Raw genomic sequence first — 17,484 nt, forward strand, 5'->3', positions numbered from 1 at the left:
TAAAACATTATCAACTCATTGCAAACTACCTAAATTAACCGTCTTTGACTTTAGCTACCAGCGCTGGCGCGTTCACTATACTCGGCCCGACCGTTAGCCTTTGAATAATCGGCAAACTTTCACACAGACTTCGTAAGAAAAAGGCCGCCCTCGATGGGAAATGGAAAACAATAACGGATGCGGCAAGATGCGCTATCACGGCAACGCCGCCAGCGTGAAAAAATCCCACCGTTTATTTGCTTTGTCCCTCTGCTCAAAGGGTTTTCGAGTATTCCAAAGGTCTGGTCAGAAGCTGCTGGAAATGCCATTCCAAGGGATCTGCCATCCCGAAAACCACAGGCTTGGGCATTCGCCCCGTCCCCGTGCCCAGAGGGACTTCGTTGACAGTCCCTGCATACCAAGTACGATGGACCGTATGAGGTTGCCGAGTTGGCGTGGGGATTGCCGGCGTCTCTCGTTGGATAGTTGTGCAAGCAACTATCTTCTTTCCCGGCGGTAAAATCCGTACGACAGTTACGCGGATGGCGTAGCTGCGTGTGGAAGTGCATCTACAGATTTCAAGAGGTCGACACAACGATGAAGCGACTTAATACCAAGCTGCTTTCGATTTTAGCCATTGCAGGTTTGATTGTGATGGTGGGAGTGCACGTGGTGCATGGCATTCAGACAAAGCGGAATGCTGATTCACTGGTCAAACGCGCGGAAGAAACCAAACAGACAGATCCCCGCAATGCTCTGTGGCTTTATGAGCGCTATCGCTCCTACAAACCCGACGATCGAGAAAGGAACGCTGACTACGCAATGTTGTTGGCCGACGTGGTCCAAGCTACGGGCGATGAGCGGCGATACACCGACGCGGTCGAAGCGCTGCAACAAGCCATCGTCAATTCAGACGATCCGTTGGAATTGCGACGCAAGTTGATCGAGTTGAATATCACGTTTCATCAGTTTGCTACCGCCAAGGACGACCTGCTTCGGCTCAAAGCCAATGGAAAGGCAGATTCGCGAATTGATTTGCTATTGGCCCAATGCTACATCAGTTCCGCGCATTATTTAGATGCCGTGCAGCTGTTGGAAACGCTCGTCGGTTACGACAGCCAAACGAAGAGTTTCGATGCTTCCAAGGCCACAGCGCCCCACGAATTGCAGGCTTACGCTACTTTGGCGGCGTTGCTCCACGATAAAGTGACCGATACAGAAATGCCCGACCGCGCGGAATTGGCTAATCGCGTCATTAACCAGCTCGTCACAGCCAACCCGGATTCCGCGAAAGCGTTTTTGATTCAGGCGCAGACTCTGGCCGAATCCAAGTCAGTCGACAAGGTAAAGGCCGCAATTCACAAAGCCCTGGAGCTAGCGCCCGACGATGCGCAAGTTTTGTACCAAGCAACACAAATGGCGCTATTCTCCAACGATTTTGCCGAAGCAGAACCGTTGATTGCAAAAGCCCTCAAGCTTTATCCCAACGACGATCGTTTTTATGTCCTGTCGGCACAGACCGCGCAACTGCAGAAAAATCCAACGGAAACAAAACAACGCTTGGATGCGGGCTTAAAGGTGTTGCCTGCCAGCATTCCCTTGCTGGAAATGTATTTTGAACAGCAACTTCAAGAGAAAGATTATGACGGCGCGCGGCTTACTCTCAAAAAGCTCGCCGGCAGCAAACAAAGACCTGAACTGCAGGAATACAGCGCCGCCCGCATCACGATGGCGGAGGGCAACTATCGGGAAGCTGCACAGCAACTGGAACACTTGCGCACAAGCGCCGGAAAAATTCCGCAGTTGGCACGCGGAATCGACTTGCTTTTACTGCAATGTTACACCGGCCTGAATGAGCCCGATAAAGCGTTGAAGGCCGCCGGCAATTTACATGATACGCCACAAGGTGAATTGGGAATGGCCGCTTCGTACATGGCCATCGGGAAGACCGCGGAAGCCTTGAAGCACTACGAACACGTGGCCAGTTGGATGGAACAAGGGAACAACATGACGGGAATGCCCTTTGTCACGAAGGCCATTCTCGACTTGCGTATTGCAGAGCAAATGCGCAAACCCAAGGAAGATCGAGATTGGCAAGCCGTGGATGCCTTATTCGAAAAAATGCGCGCACAGAATTTACTGAAAGAACCTGCGGCATCGCTGACGCAAATCACTATTTTGGCGCGCAAGGATGAAAACGACAAAGCCCGCCAAATGATGCAAGACGTCCTTAAGCAGTATCCCGACGACATCTCCGTAGTTGCTGCGGCCGTCAGATTGGCGCTTCAGCAGCGTCAACCGGCCGAGGCGCAGCGAATTATCGAAGCGGCGCCCGAGAGCATTCGCCAAGATCCCCGCCTGATTGCCGATCGAATTGATGCACTGTTTGTCGCCGGTGGAACCAAAGACGAACTGAAATCGGGTTTGGCCTCCGTCGCCGCAGATATCGAAAAGCTCCCCAAAGACGCCCGCTTGCAACTGTACCCAAATTTGGGTGCGGCGTACATCCGCGTGGGAGAACTCCAAACCACCAAGCAATTGTGGGATCAGGCGGTGCAATTGGATCCACAAAATCCCCAATTCCAGTTGCTCCGGTTCGATTTGGCGCGTGATATGCACGACCTAGCCACCATGAAACAAATCCAGCAGTGGTTCGAAACGGAAGATGCCGGCGACCCCGCGCAAACCAAACTCATTGAAGCGGCGGTAATGATTTCGTCGGTTCTGCAAGAACTAAATGAGAAACCGGTCGCCGCTGGGCAAGCCGCGATTGTGCTGGACGATGCCCAGAAGCGCACCTTGCTCCAAGCGAGAGATTTGCTGCAAAACATCAATGATCTTCGTCCCGATTGGGTGGAGCAACCCAAATGGTTGGCTCAAATTGACATCCTGGAAAACAAAATTGACGAAGCCATTGAACATTTGCATCAGGTGTTGGAATTGGGGCAACCTAACAGCGAGATCATTCGACAATTGGTGAAATTGTTGTATTCTCAGCATCGGAATGACGAGGCGCTGGAATTGCTGGAAACATACGGCTCGCTGGTCGCCGGCGACGCGGAAATGGACCGCATCCAAGCCATGCTCGACCTCGATACCGGACGGCCTCAAGCCGCGCTGGATCGTATGCAATCTCGCTTCTCCAACGATTCCACGAATGCCGGCGAGCACCTGCTGCACGGCGAATTGTTGGCCCGCGCCGGCAAACAAGCAGAAGCCGAAGCTGAGTTTCGCCGGGCCATTGAACTCAGCCCCGGCCTGGCGGAAGCGTGGGTTGAATTGATCCGGCTCAAAGTAATCGAAAAGAAGCCGGAAGATGGCCTGCAGGTGTTGCAAGAGGCGCAAATCAAGTTGCCTGAGGATCAGCGTGCCTTAGTCTTGGCGCAGGGATATGAGTTTTTGAATGACTCCCTTCAAGCGGAACAATCGTATTTGTCGGCCTTGGCCACATCACCCAAAAGTTTACCGCTGTTGCAACAAGTAGCCGCCTTTTATCTGCGCATCAATCAAGTGGAGAAGGCCGAAAAATATCTCAATGAAATCATGAGCTCCACGCCCACCCAGCCCGCCGACAAGGAATGCTACGCCTGGGCGCGGCGGACTACGGCGCAATTAATGGCAGCGTCCAAAGACTATCAACAATTCGTGAAAGCGCTGGAATTGCTTTCACTACCAGGCGAAAAGCCCACCGCGGACGATTTGACCGCCCGAATTTCGCTGCTGTTTGATCGTGGCGATCCCGCCTCGTCGCGGCAAGCTCTGCGCTTGCTCGACGAATTGAAACAACTCCGTCCCTTGAATTGGCGCGAGCGACTCGTCTTGGCCAAGCTCTACGAGCAAATTGACAACTGGCCTGCAGCCCGCGAAGAAATGTTGTCGCTGTTAGCGCAGCCGAAGCCTGATCCAGAAGTTTATATCACGTTTGTCGAAATGCTGCTGCGGCGCGGAGCCGCCGACGAAGCCGTCACCTGGCTGCAATCCTTACAGACCCTGGGAATGCAAAACTCGCCGCAAGTCGCGATGTTGGCCGCCCGTGCTCTCTCCATGCAGGGACACGGTCCCGAGGCCGCAGCCGTGTTATTGCGGCTACTTCCCACGGAACGCCCCCTCCCCAAAGATCAGTGGCCATTATTGCGCTTGGTTGCTTCCGATCTGGTCCAAATTGGCCAGTACGATCAGGCGGAAAAATTGTTCCGCGAGGATGTGAGTTACGAACCCGAGCAACTTCCTACGCTGGTAATTTTTTATGCACAACGGGGCAAGGTTGACACGGTGCTCAATTTGTGCGAGCAAAATCGTAAGTATTTTCCGGCTCCGCTAATGATCCAAATCGGCTTGGGGACGCTGCGTCAAAACGTCACTCCTCCGACGCCGGAACAAATTCAGCGCGTGGAGCAATGGTTGGATCGAGCACTCAAAGAAGATCCAGATTCCTGGCAGTTACAAATGGAGTTATCTGATTTTCGCGACTTCCAACGCCGTTACGACGATGCCGAAAAACTGTATCGCGCCATTCTGGCCCGATCAGATGTGCCGGCTACCCAACGTTCCGTGATCCTTAATAATTTGGCTTTCCTGCTGGCCATGCAAGGAAGAAATCGAGATGAAGCGGTCAAACTCATCGACGAAGCCATTCACACCTTTGGGCCGCAATCCGATATGCTCGACACGCGGGGGGTGGTCTACCTGAGTAAGGGTGATGTCGCGCAGGCGCTGTCCGATCTTTCCGATTGTGTCATCGCCACCGAGCCCAAACCCATCCAATTCGTGCACCTGGCTATGGCTCAAACCGCATCCAAGGATGAAGTTGCCGCCAGGGCGTCCTTACAACGTGCTAAAGAGTTGAAGTTCAACCCGGACGATCTATCGCCTTTGGAAAAATCGCAATACGAATCAATGCTGAAGAAGTTGGACTTTACCCTGTAGCCGCTGGGACAATTAAAAAGGAAAAGCCCAGGATCGGTGTCAGGCAAACCGAGGGTCAGGAGTGTTAAACTTTAACGGTTGAGGACCCAATCGCGGCAAGAACCTGGTACGTTTCGAATGAAGCCGCGACGCGGAAAAACACATCTGGCCGAATCGCATCCCGTCCTCTAGACTGCTATTTGAACTACACTACCCGTAACAAGGAGCATCGCGGTGTCAAAACCCACTGAATTGGAAAAAGATGGAGTTCGTCCCGGAACGGAAGCTGCCGAGGGGCAAGTTCCGCCGCAACGGCAGCGAATCGAAGTCAAAGATGCCAGCGCCATCTCGTGCTATGCCAATTTCTGCCGCGTCACCGGCACTCCTGAAGAATTGATTATCGACTTTGGTTTGAATCCGCAACCGATCGGTGTCCCCAATGAGCCCGTGGTAATTACTCAGCGGATTGTCACCAACTATTTCACCGCCAAACGAATGCTGCACGCCTTGCAATTGACCGTCCAGCGGCATGAAGAAGCCTTTGGCGTGCTGGAAACCGACATTCAAAAGCGTCTGGTCGGACGACGAACTTGATCCTCGCCAGTCTGTGAGGCGCCGCAGCGGTCAAACTCCCATTTCAATGGCTCATCTGCAGCATGCGCGCGCGAGCCATGGCGTCTTCAGCTTCGGGAATTTTTCCCGCCCGCTGAAAAGTCACGCTCAGGGCCGTGAAGCTGAACGGATCGTTCGGCTCCAATTCGCATGCTCGAATGGCGTGACCAATGGCTTCTTCATGCCGTTTTTGCCGTGTATAGATCACCGCCAACGCCGAGTGGGCCAACGTGTAATTGGGGTCCGCGGCAAGCAATTGTTGCAGCTTCGCTACCGCTTCGTCCAGCTTGCCGGCATCTTTAAGTTTGTCGGCCTCGTCGTAGAGCAAATGGCTTTCGGGCATAATACTGGTCCTAAATATGCGTGGTTAGTGTGAATCGGTTGCTCATAAGGCCTGGAAACGGCTAACGATGAGACAACTTTTGCCGGCCCAATCGGGTTGGCCCAATCGGAACAATTTAACATTTGGCATCTCTTGGGGCCAACCGCCAGCAGGAAATGGTTCCTCAATAAGTTGTCTCAGCGACATCCGGTTGAACCGATCTCTACCTTACAGCCGATACATACCGTCGGGCAAGCAGCGGGGCGAAAGCCCCAACCGCCCCTTTAGATTTCAGTAGAAATGAAGGGCCTGCACGCCATTGCGACACGACCCTGCCGAGCCGGTCACAACTCATTCGACCCACCACGCAGAACATCCTGAGGATTCCCGCCGGTGAATATCCACCCTTTGGCGGTTGTTAGTCCGCAAGCTCAAATTGGCCGCGATGTGCGAATTGGACCATTCGCCATTGTCGAGGACGACGTCGTCGTCGGCGAAGGCTGCCATCTGGCCGGCCACGTTGTGGTTAAAAGCGGTTCGCGCTTAGGACCACACAATACCGTTTGCGAAAGTGCGGTCATCGGTGGTTTGCCCCAGCACGTGCGTTGTCCAGAACAAACCGGCCTGGTTCTCATCGGAGAGGGCAACACGATCCGTGAATTTGTCACGGTGCATCGGGCGCTAAAGCCGGAGGCTGCCACGATTCTCGGTGATGGCAACTACCTGATGGCAGGCGCTCACGTCGCACACGATTGTCGCCTGGGAAATCATGTGATCATGGCCAACAATTGTCTCTTGGCAGGGCACGTAACGGTGGATGATCGTTCGTTTGTCTCCGGAGCGGTGGCCGTGCATCAGTTTTGCCGCATCGGCCGCATGGCGATGATTGGCGGACATGCCCGCGTGGTGCGCGATGTTCCGCCGTTTGTGACCGTCGACGGTTTAACCGGAGACGTTGTTGGATTGAACTTAGTCGGACTAAAGCGAAACGGCTTCACCTCAGAGCAAATTATCGTATTGAAAGCCGCCTACCGGCTGATTTTCCGCAGTGGTTTGCCCTGGCGCGAAATGCTGCAACGTCTTACGGCAGAGTTCGCCGACAGTGCAGCGGCGCCGATGGTGGAGTTTTTCCACGGTGGCACACGCGGCTTTTCGCAGGAGCGCCGGCCGCCACGCAGCGTCACGCTCAAGCTCCGGCAAGATGTTGACGAACTCGAACCGCCCGTTGTGCCATTGGTATCCGCTGCCCAGCCCACTTTTCCTGCGGAGATCGATCTTCAGGCCAAGGCGGGATAAATCAGCCCGCATTCTAAACCTGGGCTGCTCCGCCCTGTCTCTCGGTTTACTTTCCTCGGCGCGATTATTCTTTGCTCAGCGGCAATGCCACCACTTTGGCTGCGCCGCACGGCGACTGGAAAACTGCGCCTGCCGCGGCACTTTCGCGATGAATCAGTGCCAACGCCAAGGGAGCGTTCAACCGCGGCGACCAGCAGGCTGAGCTCACGCGACCCACCGTTTTGCCCTCAGTACCGACGCCACCTCCGCCATTTCCTGGGCCCCTGTGCAGCGGCGTTTCCGGCGGCGGAACGGCTTCTCCAGAAAACACCACGCCGCGCAATAAACGGTTCACGTGTCCCAACGCATCGATGCGAGCCACGGTTTCTTGCCCCAAATAACAGCCTTTGGTGAAACTTATGGTAGACCGATTGCGATCGATTTCCTGCGGCAAGTTTTCTTCGCTTACATCCTGGCCAAACAGCGGCGTACCGTTTTCGATGCGCGCTGCTTGGAAGGCCTCTTCGCCGCATGGCAATGCCCCGGCAGCTTTCAGCGTCGATCGCACGTCCTCTAGGAATTCTCGGGGGCACGCCAATAAGTAACTGTCAGGACCGGCCAAATTCGTCTTTCGCAGCCACACACTGCTGCCGGCCAGTTGGCAAGCCGCGTGAGAGAACTGCTCCGACAGCGACGGCAATCCTTCCTTCATCAACAATTCGTCGGCTTGCCGCCCAGACAACATCAATTCCGCCCAGGTCTGCGAGCGATCGGCCAATTGCACGTCTTCACGAATTAAATAGCGATTAAAGTGCGCAAGCAGTTTTTCCGACTGACCGGGAACGCTCTCCAACACGATGGATTCCGGACAAACAAACAAGAACACATGACCGGCGACATGCCCTTTTACGTTCAGCACGAACGCCTCGCAGCCTTTTCCAACCGGCATGTCCCGCACTGCATTTGTGCACAGGTTGTGCAGAAACGTCGCCCGATCGGAACCGCTGAATTCGATTTGCGTTCGATTGCTGAATTCGACCATTCCCACGCCCTGTGTGATTGCCGAATACTGCCGTTCAAACGCGGGTGAGGTTTTGTGCATTCGGATAATCGTCTAGTGCTCAGACGCCGCCATGTACGGCTCTTCACCTTCTACCGTGGGCCATACATGCTGCGCGTCGGGCAACAAAATGCAAGAATCGTAATGCGTGGCTAAGCGGACGATTTCTGCAGCATCGTTCACATGGGCAAATCCTAGCGGCGATACAACTTCCTCCGTCAAATCGCTGAGAAGATAAACCGTGACGTGCTCGAGCGACTCGGCCAGGAGGCGGGCCAGCGAAGCATCGGCCGAGCGTTGCTTCCTCAGTCGCATTTGTGTTGCGGCAGTGTCAGTAGAATGGGCCAACAGTTTGAGGGCTGGACCGAGAGGTTCGTCCAATTCCGTACACAGCACGATGGCGCCCCCGTCGATGGCAACCCGCAGCGCCGCTTCTAAAGCGCGGCCAACATTCATCCACGTTTGTTGAACGCTTCCACCTCCCACGCCCGCCACAACCAAGCTCGCTCGCCGTGGCACTTTTCGCTCCCAGGCCGATTGGCAAACGGCACGTCCTTGTCGGAACACCGCTTCCGGAATGCCTGCGAATACGCGCAAAGTTTTGTCCCCTGCCGCCGGCACAACTTGGGCCGTAATCTGTACGCCTAGCAACCACGCCACCTGGTCGACTTGTCGATGGCGATGTGCAATTTGGCCCGCGGTAAGTGGCACACCGTTCGGTGCAAAGTGATCGAGCGTCGCCAGATCGCTAAATGTCGGATAAATCGTATCGTTCCATATCCCCGTACTGCCATTGCGGTGAGCCGGATCGTCCAGCCGCAGGCAACCCACGGGAATCACCAAATCGGCGTCGCACAACAAACGGTTCAAATAAATCGGCAAGCCCTGGGAGTCGGCGGCCAAATAGCTCAAGCCGTTGCGATGCGCCGGATCGTGCGTCGCCAGTTGTACGGCATCCCGTAATTCCGGAGGCAGGCGTTTGCGAGGATCTAAGTTACGCTTCAATCCATCCGCGGACGGATACAATGCGGTTGAGCCCGACGCTTGCAAAACCGTCACATCCTCGGCAGCGGCGCCGCCACAAAGCAACTCAGTCACAATTGCCGAGACGACATCTGCCGCTTGCGGAACGGCTGGCCCCAGGGCAATGACGACATGGTCTCCGGGAACCGTCGCTTGACGAAGCGGAGGAAAATCTAACGGGGTTTGGGTTGCTTGTGCGGCAGCGCTCACGGTGTCCGAATCGTCCATGCCAGGCGGCGCCGCGCAGTCGGTCACTAATGCCTCGGGGGACAAATCTAGGCGTAAGCTGGCATCTACGCCGTATTTTAAGATCGAGATCATGCTAGCAGAACGATTCCAAGGCGCTTTTCACAGTGTTTTTTGGTCGAAGAAGCCGGTTTAACGCCCCTACGATATTCCACGATCGGCCCAGCGCATCATAGCGCGACCAATTACTGCCGGTCAAGCAGCCCAATGGACTCTCTGGAACCGAATATCTACGACCAATTCGAGCTTTACCCAAGCGGCGCTCTTGCCGATAATCCGGCCGGACACACCGTTTCTGAACTCTATACGACAGGCCATTTTGACATGAAGTCAGCCATCGAAATGTCATGGATCGAAAACCGTTCGGGCACGTACGCTATCGCCTACCATGAGGACGCTGGCGTAATAGACACGTTGCGATTACTCGCCCTAATTATATTCGCCGCCGGCATGCTATTGACCGCGGGCTGTTGGGGCAGCGATACGAACGCCTCCGCCAATTCACCCGGCCACAATAATACGACGGCATCAACTCCCGGCGATCCGCAAACCAACGCGGCAGCCACTCCGCCGCTACCCGAAAAACGGACCGCCGATCAAGTGCTGAAAGACATGGAAGCCGCCTATCGCCAAGCAACCGATTATGCCGACAACGCCCAAGTGCACCATCGGTTTGACAAAGACAAGCAGACTATGGAGCAATTATTTGACTTTTCCACCGCCTTCCAGCGCCCTAACAAATTGCGCCTGGAATGCTACGGCGCTCGGGTGGTCTGCGACGGCGAAAACTTTTGGGCTGCCGTTGATGTCGTTCCTAATTTGGTGTTGAAAGTCCCCGCGCCAGACAAGCTCACGGTGGAAGATATCATTCGCGATCCCCAATTGTATTCGACGTTGGTCCAGGGGCCCGGCGGGGCTCCAGTACAAATTGGACTGTTGATGACCGACACCACGCTTGCGCAATTTTTGCAAGATGCAATGCAGCCGCCTAAGCTGATAGCGCCGGACACCTTCGAAGGGCATCCGTGTAATCGCGTGCAGGTAGACAAGCAGGATGGAACGGTAACGCTCTGGATCGATCAGCAAGATAATATCCTGCGGCGGATCGAATTGCCAACGGTCGAAAAGGAGCAAGTGCCGGGCATCGATACGCCGGTGACCAACGTCACCACAACCATCGACTTCAACAACGCCAGTTTTAAGGCCCCCGGCGGTGATGCGTTTAAGTTTGCCGTGCCGGACGACGCAAAATTGGTGAAACAATTGGTCGAGGAAGTTCAACCGGCCCCCCCCGCCCCGATCAGTGAGCCCAAGAATTTCAAGCTTACCAAACTGTGGTCCGCAGATCTAAAAGACCCCGGTAATATCCTGGTGCTGAATGGCACCGACGGCCAGCCGCGCATTCTAGCGTTCGACGGTTGGCGAACCGTGGCCGAGCTAGATAAAGACGGAAAAACGATCGCCCGCCACCAGCTCGATATTCCCGAAAACGCCGTGGTCAATTATTTGCGCACCGCGGTCGATCATGACGGCAAACGCTATTTTGTCGCGGCAGCCAACGCTCAGCCGCAACTGTTTGTGTTCGACGAAAATTGGAAACGAATTCTAGCTTTTCCCAAGCCTGAAGACAGCTCCACTCAGGGCGTCTGGGACGCACAATTAGTCGATCTCAAAGGGGACGGCAAGCCGCAACTGTATGTGGGTTACTGGGGTGATTTGGGCGTGCAGGGAGTGTCGTTGGACGGCGATCGCCTGTGGCGCGATCGCTCTATTCAATTCGTATTCCGTATGGCCACGACCGAACCGGACGAGCAAGGACATCGAAAACTGCTCTGCACGCATAACCGGGGAAGCATTGTTATGTTCGACGCGGATGGCAAGCTGGAAAAGGAAGTCAGTTTTCCCAACCGTAATGTGTATTACATTGTCGCGGATGATCTCGATGGCCACGGAAAAAACAGCTACTGCACCTTGGTCGGCACCACTAGCGGCGATAACATTGCCTTGGGAATTTCGCTCGATGGAAAAGAATTGTGGGATTACAACCTGCCGGTGGGTGTGCATGCCAGGCCGATTGAAGTCATCACCACAGGTGACCTCAGCGGCGATGGCGCCAAGGAATGGCTGATTGCGGGCCCGGATGGCTCAATCCATATTCTCGCCGCCGACGGAAAGCCGGTCGATTCATTCAATACAGGCTCCTCGTTGGCTGGTCTGGCCGCCGGCAAATTCGGCGACCAGCGATTGCTGCTCATTTCTAAAGTGTTCGATAAGCCCCAGGGCGACGCTAAAGGCGCGCTGGAGGCGTGGCAAATCGAACCGGCGACAAAATAAGATCTTTCCGAAAATCATCGGCTTGTGTCGCCTTCGCCGACTCCTGCACTTAGGGGCGAATCTTTGCTATCTTGAACAAAGTTCGTGCGAGGCAAATTTATGCCCCGCGCTTGTCCATCGCTCAAACGCCCAGCGATTGATTTTCGAGCTGCCAGGTTCTTTGTGGAGAAGCCGTATGCAAGTGTCTGATCAAAAAATGCTGAATTGGTGCCGCATGTTGTTAGGGGCCGAACCCGCTCCGCACAACACTTTGGGCGATTATTTGGGGGCCATTCCGCGGCTGAAAGCTTTGGAAAATGTACCCCGCGGAACCGTCGTCCTGGTGCGCGGCGATGTCGATGCCAAACCCGGCGCAAAAATTGGCGAGGGGGACGAACGGCTACGCTCCATGGTCAGTACGTTGAAGTTCGGCATCGAACAAGGATGGAAACAAATCGTATTTGGCCACATCGGGCGCAAGCCGGAGGGTTCGCTGAACAAAGTCGCGGCTCGGCTTGGAGAACTGCTTGGGAGAAAAGTGCCGCTGGTGAGTGACTGGCTCGACGAAGGAACCAACAAAATCACAACCGCCGTGGCGGATGCCGTTCGCAACAGCCAGCCTGGCGATGTTCTTGTGCTGGAAAACACGCGGCGCTACGTAATCGAGCGCGTGTTGTGGGATGCCACGCCCCACGATTTGCCTGGGTTGGCCCCGAAGTTGGCGTCACTGACCAATGAGTTCGCTACGAAAATCGCCACCGTGTATGTGAACGAAGCGTTGTCGGCGGGCAGCCTCGATAGTTCGTCTGCCATTATTCCGGCGGCGATGGACCGCGTGGCCTTGGGCAACTATGTGGGCGGCGAATTCGATGGCCCAATGCAGCGGTGCTTGAAAGCGTCGCTGGTCGTATTCAGCGGGCTGAAAACCGACAAGCTGGACGACCTGCAGGCGATGATCGACCGCGGCACGATTCGCTGGGTAATTACTGCCGGCTCGCTGGCGATGGCGCTAAAAAAAGCGGCCGCCGAAATCGACGGCAAGCAGTTTTGTCTGGGCGTGGCCGAAGACCCCGCTCATGCGGAGAAGCCGTATTTCATTGCGCGGGAGCGAATTGCCCAGGCCCGGGGGATGATCGAAGCGGGGCGCAAAAAGGGGATTCAATTTGTGCTACCGGTCGATTTCATTTTGCAGGACGGCAGGGCGTCGGAAACCATTGGTCCGGGCGATCAGCAGTTTGACGTCGGTCCAAAAACCAGCGAGTTTTTTGCTCAAAAAGTGGGAGCGTTCATCGCCACCGCAAAATCTTCAGCGGGCGCAAGCGATTCCAAACCGGTGGCTTTTCACAACGGCGTGTTCGGCATGTTCGAAGATCCGCGCTTCGAAGCCGGCACGAAGAATTTCATCGGCCAGCTCAAGCGGATGAAAGCTGCCGGCGTCGAGGTGTATGTCGGCGGCGGTGAAGGGGGCGCGGCCTTGGAAAAATATGGCCAGCCCGATTGGGTCACGCACTGCTTTACCGCCGGCGGCACCGTGCTGAATGCGCTGGGCAGTAACCCGGTGCCGTATTTGTTGGCGCTATCGATGGCGACGCGGTGAGCTGTGCGCCAGAAAGAATCTGTTAGGACGAGTTACTTCTTCTCATACAGCGGCTTGTTGTCGGTAAAGCTGTAGACGATAGTTTCTTTGTCCGCTACCGAGATCAAAAGGTCTCCGTATCCCTGCGAGTTCAGGGCCGCGGAAAACGCACCCTCAGGCGGAATTAGCGCTTCCATGCCGCTGTGATAGGAATGCCGGAAAACGCCCCCCGTGATCTGCCTGGCCATTTCGAAAACTCCCTTATCAGTGGACTGCTTGCCTTGTTCCAGCTTCAAAATCGAATCTGCATCTTTCGGATTGAAACGCAGCAATACCGAATGAAAACGGCCTTCGAATGTTTTGTCCTCGGAGGTGAAATGGAATTTGCCATCGCCAAACAGAACCAGACCTGTCATTCCAGGCTCGCACGAAATGGGAACCACGCTGATTCCATAGAATGTCAAGGGGTAGGCGGAGTTGCGGTACATTGCGCACCACATTTGGCCGCCGGCGGTTTGCTGTACAAACCACAGCCACGCGGTGATAATCGGTAGAGCATTCCAGGATCGAAGGGAAACATCTCTTGCCGAACTTGAAAGGTGACGCGTGCAAATCCGCTGTCCGCATTGCCATGTGCCGTTCGACTCGGTCGAGCAGGAATCGTGGGCGGACATTCTTTGCCCGGCGTGCGGGAGCAGTTTCAGCTTATCGGGCACCGACGCCACCTGCACGTATCGGCCTGGCGTGAAGGTGCTGGGGCATTTCGAGCTCCTACAACAAGTAGGGGTTGGCCGTTATGGCGCTGTCTGGAAAGCCCGCGATACACAACTACAGCGAACTGTCGCCATCAAAATTCCGCGGCAGAAAGACCTTGATCCGCAACAGACAGAGATGTTTCTGCGTGATGCCCGGGCCGCTGCCCAGTTAAAGCACCCACGCATTGCCGGCGTGCATGAAGTGGGGCGTGAAGACGACACGGTGTACATCGTCACCGACTTTATCGACGGCGCCAACCTGAACGAGTGGCTGACCGGGCAAAGGTTAACTTCACGCGAGTCGGCTGAATTGGTCGTGAAAATTGCCGAGGCGCTTCAGCACGCGCACCAGGCAGGCGTGGTGCACCGCGACCTGAAGCCGAGCAATATCATGCTGGATCAGGATAGCGAGCCGCACGTCATCGATTTCGGATTGGCGCGACGGGAAAGTGGCGAAGTTGCCATGACCGTGGAAGGGCAAGTGTTGGGCACGCCCGCCTACATGTCGCCCGAGCAAGCTCGAGGGGAAGGGCATCGGGCGGACCGACGCAGCGACGTTTACTCGCTGGGCGTCATCCTATTTGAACTGCTTACCGGCGAGCTACCGTTCCGGGGCGAAGCGCGGATGCTGCTGGTCCAGATTCTCAACGAAGAACCGCCCAGCCCCAGGAAACTAAACGGTCGGATTCCGCGAGATTTGGAAACGATCACACTGAAATGTATGGAGAAAGACGCGGGCAAGCGCTACCAGACCGCGCAGGCACTGGCCGACGATTTGCAGCGCTGGCTGAGGCGGGAACCGATTTTAGCGCGGCCCACTGGCCGGCTGGAACGTAGCTGGCGGTGGTGCCGGCGAAATCCGACGGTAGCAGGACTAGCGGCGGCCGTGTTTGCCATTTTGGCGACCGGGGTCGCGGTGTCGTCGTACTTTGCCGCTTCGGCCTCGCGGGAAGCGGTGGCGGCCAAAAGTTCATTGGCCAAAGCGGAATTGCAGCAGAAGCGTGCTGAAGGCGTGAATGCGTTTTTCACCGAGGCGGTGTTCGGCCAGGCCGACCCCAGCCGCGGCGGGCACGCGGGGATTGGTTTAGTCGAGGCACTCGATGCGGCGGCTGGAAAGATTGAGGAACGCTTTCAGGACGACCCGGAGCTTTGTGCTGTGATCCACGATCGGTTCGGCGAGGTGTATACCGCTATCGACGAACCAAAAAAAGCGGTTGAGCAACTCCAGAAGGCCGTTGCCTTGCACCGTACGTTGGCCGGCAATCGAGATCCAAGCACGTTGAAGAGCCTTTCTAATTTGGGGCTGGCGCTACACAATGCAAATCAGTACAGCGAAGCCAAACGGGTGCTGGAGTCTGCTTTAGCCGATCAATCCAAAGTTCTTGGAGAGAGTCACCCCGATACGATCCAAACCGGAATTAATTTGAGCCTGGTACACATGGATTTGGGTGATCCTGGCAACGTGACATTCGGCGAGAAATTATATCGGAAAGCGTCGGACACCTTAGGACCGCATCATCCTCTGACTTTGCAAGCCGAAAATACATACGCTTGGGAGCTGCGCTGGGACAATCAGCTTGAAAAGGCGCTTCAATTCGCGGAACCTGCTGCGACTGGATTGCGCGATTTAAAGGGTGAAGATGATCCGCAAGCAATGTTTGCGTCGTACAACTATGCCTCGTGTCTGCGAGAACTTGGGCGATACCAAGAAGCGGCCGATGTGTTTGAGCCATTGCTGGCCGTGCGCTACCGCGTGCTGGGGCCGACCCATATCGATAGTTTGTATACGGCCTGGTGCTTAGCTAACTGCCGCCAGCTGGCCGGCGACAAATCGGCGGCGCTGGCGGTTCTGGAAGAGGTGCACTCGAATCTAAAGTCGATCGAGACGACGGAAAACATTCGGCGCGTCGATCCACTGCTGAACATTAGGGATGTCTGTGTACTTTTGGGTCGCAATGATTGGGCTGTGGAATTCCAAGCAGTCGTCGCGCGGATGTATGAGGAATCGCTTCGTCAGGGAGACGTCCACAAGACCGACTTGGGAAAACTGCCGAGATTGGTGACCGGCTTAGCAATTTCGCCGCAAGCCGAGCTGCGTGATCCCAAGCGGGCCCTGGAGCTTGCGACCAAAGCATGCGAGTTAACGGAGTATCAAAACCAGGACGCCATTTCGGCACTTTTGTTTGCGCAAATCGGAAACGGAGATTACGAAGCTGCGGTCAAAAATCTTGACAAGTTAGCGGACCAGCAATCCGGCAAATCGGACGAGCAATATCGGTGGGCGTTGCTGCGACTTAAGGGGGGCGATTTGGCCGGTTACCACACCGCCTGCAATGCCATGACAAAACAATTTGCAGCGTCGGAAAACGACTTGGACCGTCGTTGGTTTACCTGGACTTGCGGTTTGGCCGCTGGTGCGGTGGAGGACCTCAACGTGCCCCTGCAGGTCGCGAAAGATTTAGTCTCCAAAGCGCCCGAAAATGTAACGTATATCGATACCCTAGGAATTTTGCTATACCGCACAGCTAATTATGACGAAGCGGAAAAACGCCTGGCCGCAACGATCGCTGCAGAGGAAAACGCAGGCTCCGCAATGACATCGACCGCATATCCAAAATTCTTTTTGGCAATGACTAAGTGGAAATTGGGCGACAAAGTGGAAGCAAAGCAATTGCTCATTGAGCTTGAAGCCGCGACGGACGAGGAAATCAAGACATCGCCGACGTGGAACCGCCAGGCAACGCTGGAACTTTTTCGCAAAGAAGCCGAAGCGCTGATCCAACCCGAGAATACTTCTGTTGAGCAAACAAAGCCGTCGGCGGTGGAAGGAAATCAAAGTGGCAGATAAGCCGACGATATCGAATGTATCAATTCGGATGTGCCAGGCGCAATTCTAATCGCGCCAGGCGGCACATCTTATCTTTCTCGGCATAGCTAGCACGCACGGAGTTTGCGGCCTGTTGAAGTTTTGCCACCTGCTGAAAATCGGCAATCTGGCTAAATGGTCCATGCTAGCTGGACGATACCACGCATAGATCGTGCCACATAGTTGTGGCCACCCCTTGGCAGCCTGAAGCCCGAGATCGCGAAATGCGTGGGCAGGCGATCGCGGTGGCCGACGCGGTTGGCATGATCGAACGTGCCGATCCACCCCAGTTCGTATTTAGGAGTTCCTCCCCATGAAACGTCAAGTCTTGTTGGCGGTGGCCTCGCTGGCCAGCGCCTTGCTGTTGGGCGCCGCCGATGCGAAGGCGTTCCATCATTGGGGCGACTGTTGCGAGTCGTCCTGTTGTTGTGAGTCAACATGTAGTTGCGCTGCCGCGCCTAGCTGTGGTTGCGCCGCCGCTCCCAGCTGCGGTTGCGCTGCTGCCCCGAGCTGCGGTTGCGGTGATTCTTGCTGCTGCGAACATCACTGCCA

The 17,484-nt window shown here is 55.5% G+C and carries 10 protein-coding genes; 6 read left to right on the plus strand and 4 right to left on the minus strand.

Annotation, left to right across the window (positions count from 1 at the left end; genetic code table 11):
- The first annotated feature begins 576 nt into the window (after positions 1-576).
- Positions 577-4,905, plus strand: coding sequence for a tetratricopeptide repeat protein (locus VMJ32_10290; GenBank protein HTQ39409.1), 4,329 nt, complete (start codon positions 577-579; stop codon positions 4,903-4,905).
- 213 nt (positions 4,906-5,118) lie between these two features.
- A complete protein-coding gene (locus VMJ32_10295) occupies positions 5,119-5,478 on the plus strand; it encodes a DUF3467 domain-containing protein (protein HTQ39410.1) in 360 nt (119 codons plus the stop codon).
- A gap of 43 nt (positions 5,479-5,521) precedes the next feature.
- Here the strand turns inward: VMJ32_10295 and VMJ32_10300 are convergent, their stop codons facing one another.
- Positions 5,522-5,839, minus strand: a complete 318-nt coding sequence (locus VMJ32_10300; protein HTQ39411.1) for a tetratricopeptide repeat protein — start codon at positions 5,837-5,839, stop codon at positions 5,522-5,524.
- A gap of 372 nt (positions 5,840-6,211) precedes the next feature.
- Here VMJ32_10300 and lpxA point away from each other — a divergent pair, with 372 nt between their 5' ends.
- A complete protein-coding gene (gene lpxA / locus VMJ32_10305; protein HTQ39412.1) occupies positions 6,212-7,114 on the plus strand; it encodes an acyl-ACP--UDP-N-acetylglucosamine O-acyltransferase in 903 nt (300 codons plus the stop codon).
- Between the two features lie 64 nt (positions 7,115-7,178).
- Here lpxA and VMJ32_10310 read toward each other — a convergent pair whose 3' ends face one another.
- Both VMJ32_10310 and VMJ32_10315 read right to left on the minus strand, forming a co-directional pair.
- Complete coding sequence (locus VMJ32_10310; protein ID HTQ39413.1) at positions 7,179-8,195, minus strand: glycine cleavage T C-terminal barrel domain-containing protein; 1,017 nt, start codon at positions 8,193-8,195, stop codon at positions 7,179-7,181.
- 12 nt (positions 8,196-8,207) lie between these two features.
- Positions 8,208-9,497 carry a lactate racemase domain-containing protein gene (locus tag VMJ32_10315; protein ID HTQ39414.1) on the minus strand — a complete coding sequence of 430 codons (1,290 nt, stop codon included), beginning with the start codon at positions 9,495-9,497 and terminating at the stop codon, positions 8,208-8,210.
- A gap of 132 nt (positions 9,498-9,629) precedes the next feature.
- Here VMJ32_10315 and VMJ32_10320 point away from each other — a divergent pair, with 132 nt between their 5' ends.
- A complete protein-coding gene (locus VMJ32_10320) occupies positions 9,630-11,756 on the plus strand; it encodes a DUF2092 domain-containing protein (GenBank protein ID HTQ39415.1) in 2,127 nt (708 codons plus the stop codon).
- 175 nt (positions 11,757-11,931) lie between these two features.
- Complete coding sequence (gene pgk, locus VMJ32_10325) at positions 11,932-13,332, plus strand: phosphoglycerate kinase (GenBank protein HTQ39416.1); 1,401 nt, start codon at positions 11,932-11,934, stop codon at positions 13,330-13,332.
- A 32-nt stretch (positions 13,333-13,364) separates the two neighbouring features.
- Here the strand turns inward: pgk and VMJ32_10330 are convergent, their stop codons facing one another.
- Positions 13,365-13,727, minus strand: a complete 363-nt coding sequence (locus VMJ32_10330) for a hypothetical protein (protein HTQ39417.1) — start codon at positions 13,725-13,727, stop codon at positions 13,365-13,367.
- Positions 13,728-13,917: 190 nt separating this feature from the next.
- Here VMJ32_10330 and VMJ32_10335 point away from each other — a divergent pair, with 190 nt between their 5' ends.
- On the plus strand, positions 13,918-16,914 hold the full coding sequence (locus VMJ32_10335) for a serine/threonine-protein kinase (protein HTQ39418.1): 2,997 nt from the start codon (positions 13,918-13,920) through the stop codon (positions 16,912-16,914).
- Positions 16,915-17,484 lie beyond the last annotated feature (570 nt).

The sequence above is a fragment of the Pirellulales bacterium genome, assembly GCA_035499655.1.
Classification (GTDB): domain Bacteria; phylum Planctomycetota; class Planctomycetia; order Pirellulales; family JADZDJ01; genus DATJYL01.

Excerpts from the sequence above, each read along its gene's own strand:
- VMJ32_10330 (HTQ39417.1), bottom strand. The coding sequence starts at position 13,727 with ATGACAGGTCTGGTTCTGTTTGGCGATGGCAAATTCCATTTCACCTCC.
- VMJ32_10310 (HTQ39413.1), bottom strand. The coding sequence starts at position 8,195 with ATGCACAAAACCTCACCCGCGTTTGAACGGCAGTATTCGGCAATCACA.
- VMJ32_10300 (HTQ39411.1), bottom strand. The coding sequence starts at position 5,839 with ATGCCCGAAAGCCATTTGCTCTACGACGAGGCCGACAAACTTAAAGAT.
- pgk (HTQ39416.1), top strand. The coding sequence starts at position 11,932 with ATGCAAGTGTCTGATCAAAAAATGCTGAATTGGTGCCGCATGTTGTTA.
- VMJ32_10290 (HTQ39409.1), top strand. The coding sequence starts at position 577 with ATGAAGCGACTTAATACCAAGCTGCTTTCGATTTTAGCCATTGCAGGT.
- VMJ32_10320 (HTQ39415.1), top strand. The coding sequence starts at position 9,630 with ATGGACTCTCTGGAACCGAATATCTACGACCAATTCGAGCTTTACCCA.
- VMJ32_10315 (HTQ39414.1), bottom strand. The coding sequence starts at position 9,497 with ATGATCTCGATCTTAAAATACGGCGTAGATGCCAGCTTACGCCTAGAT.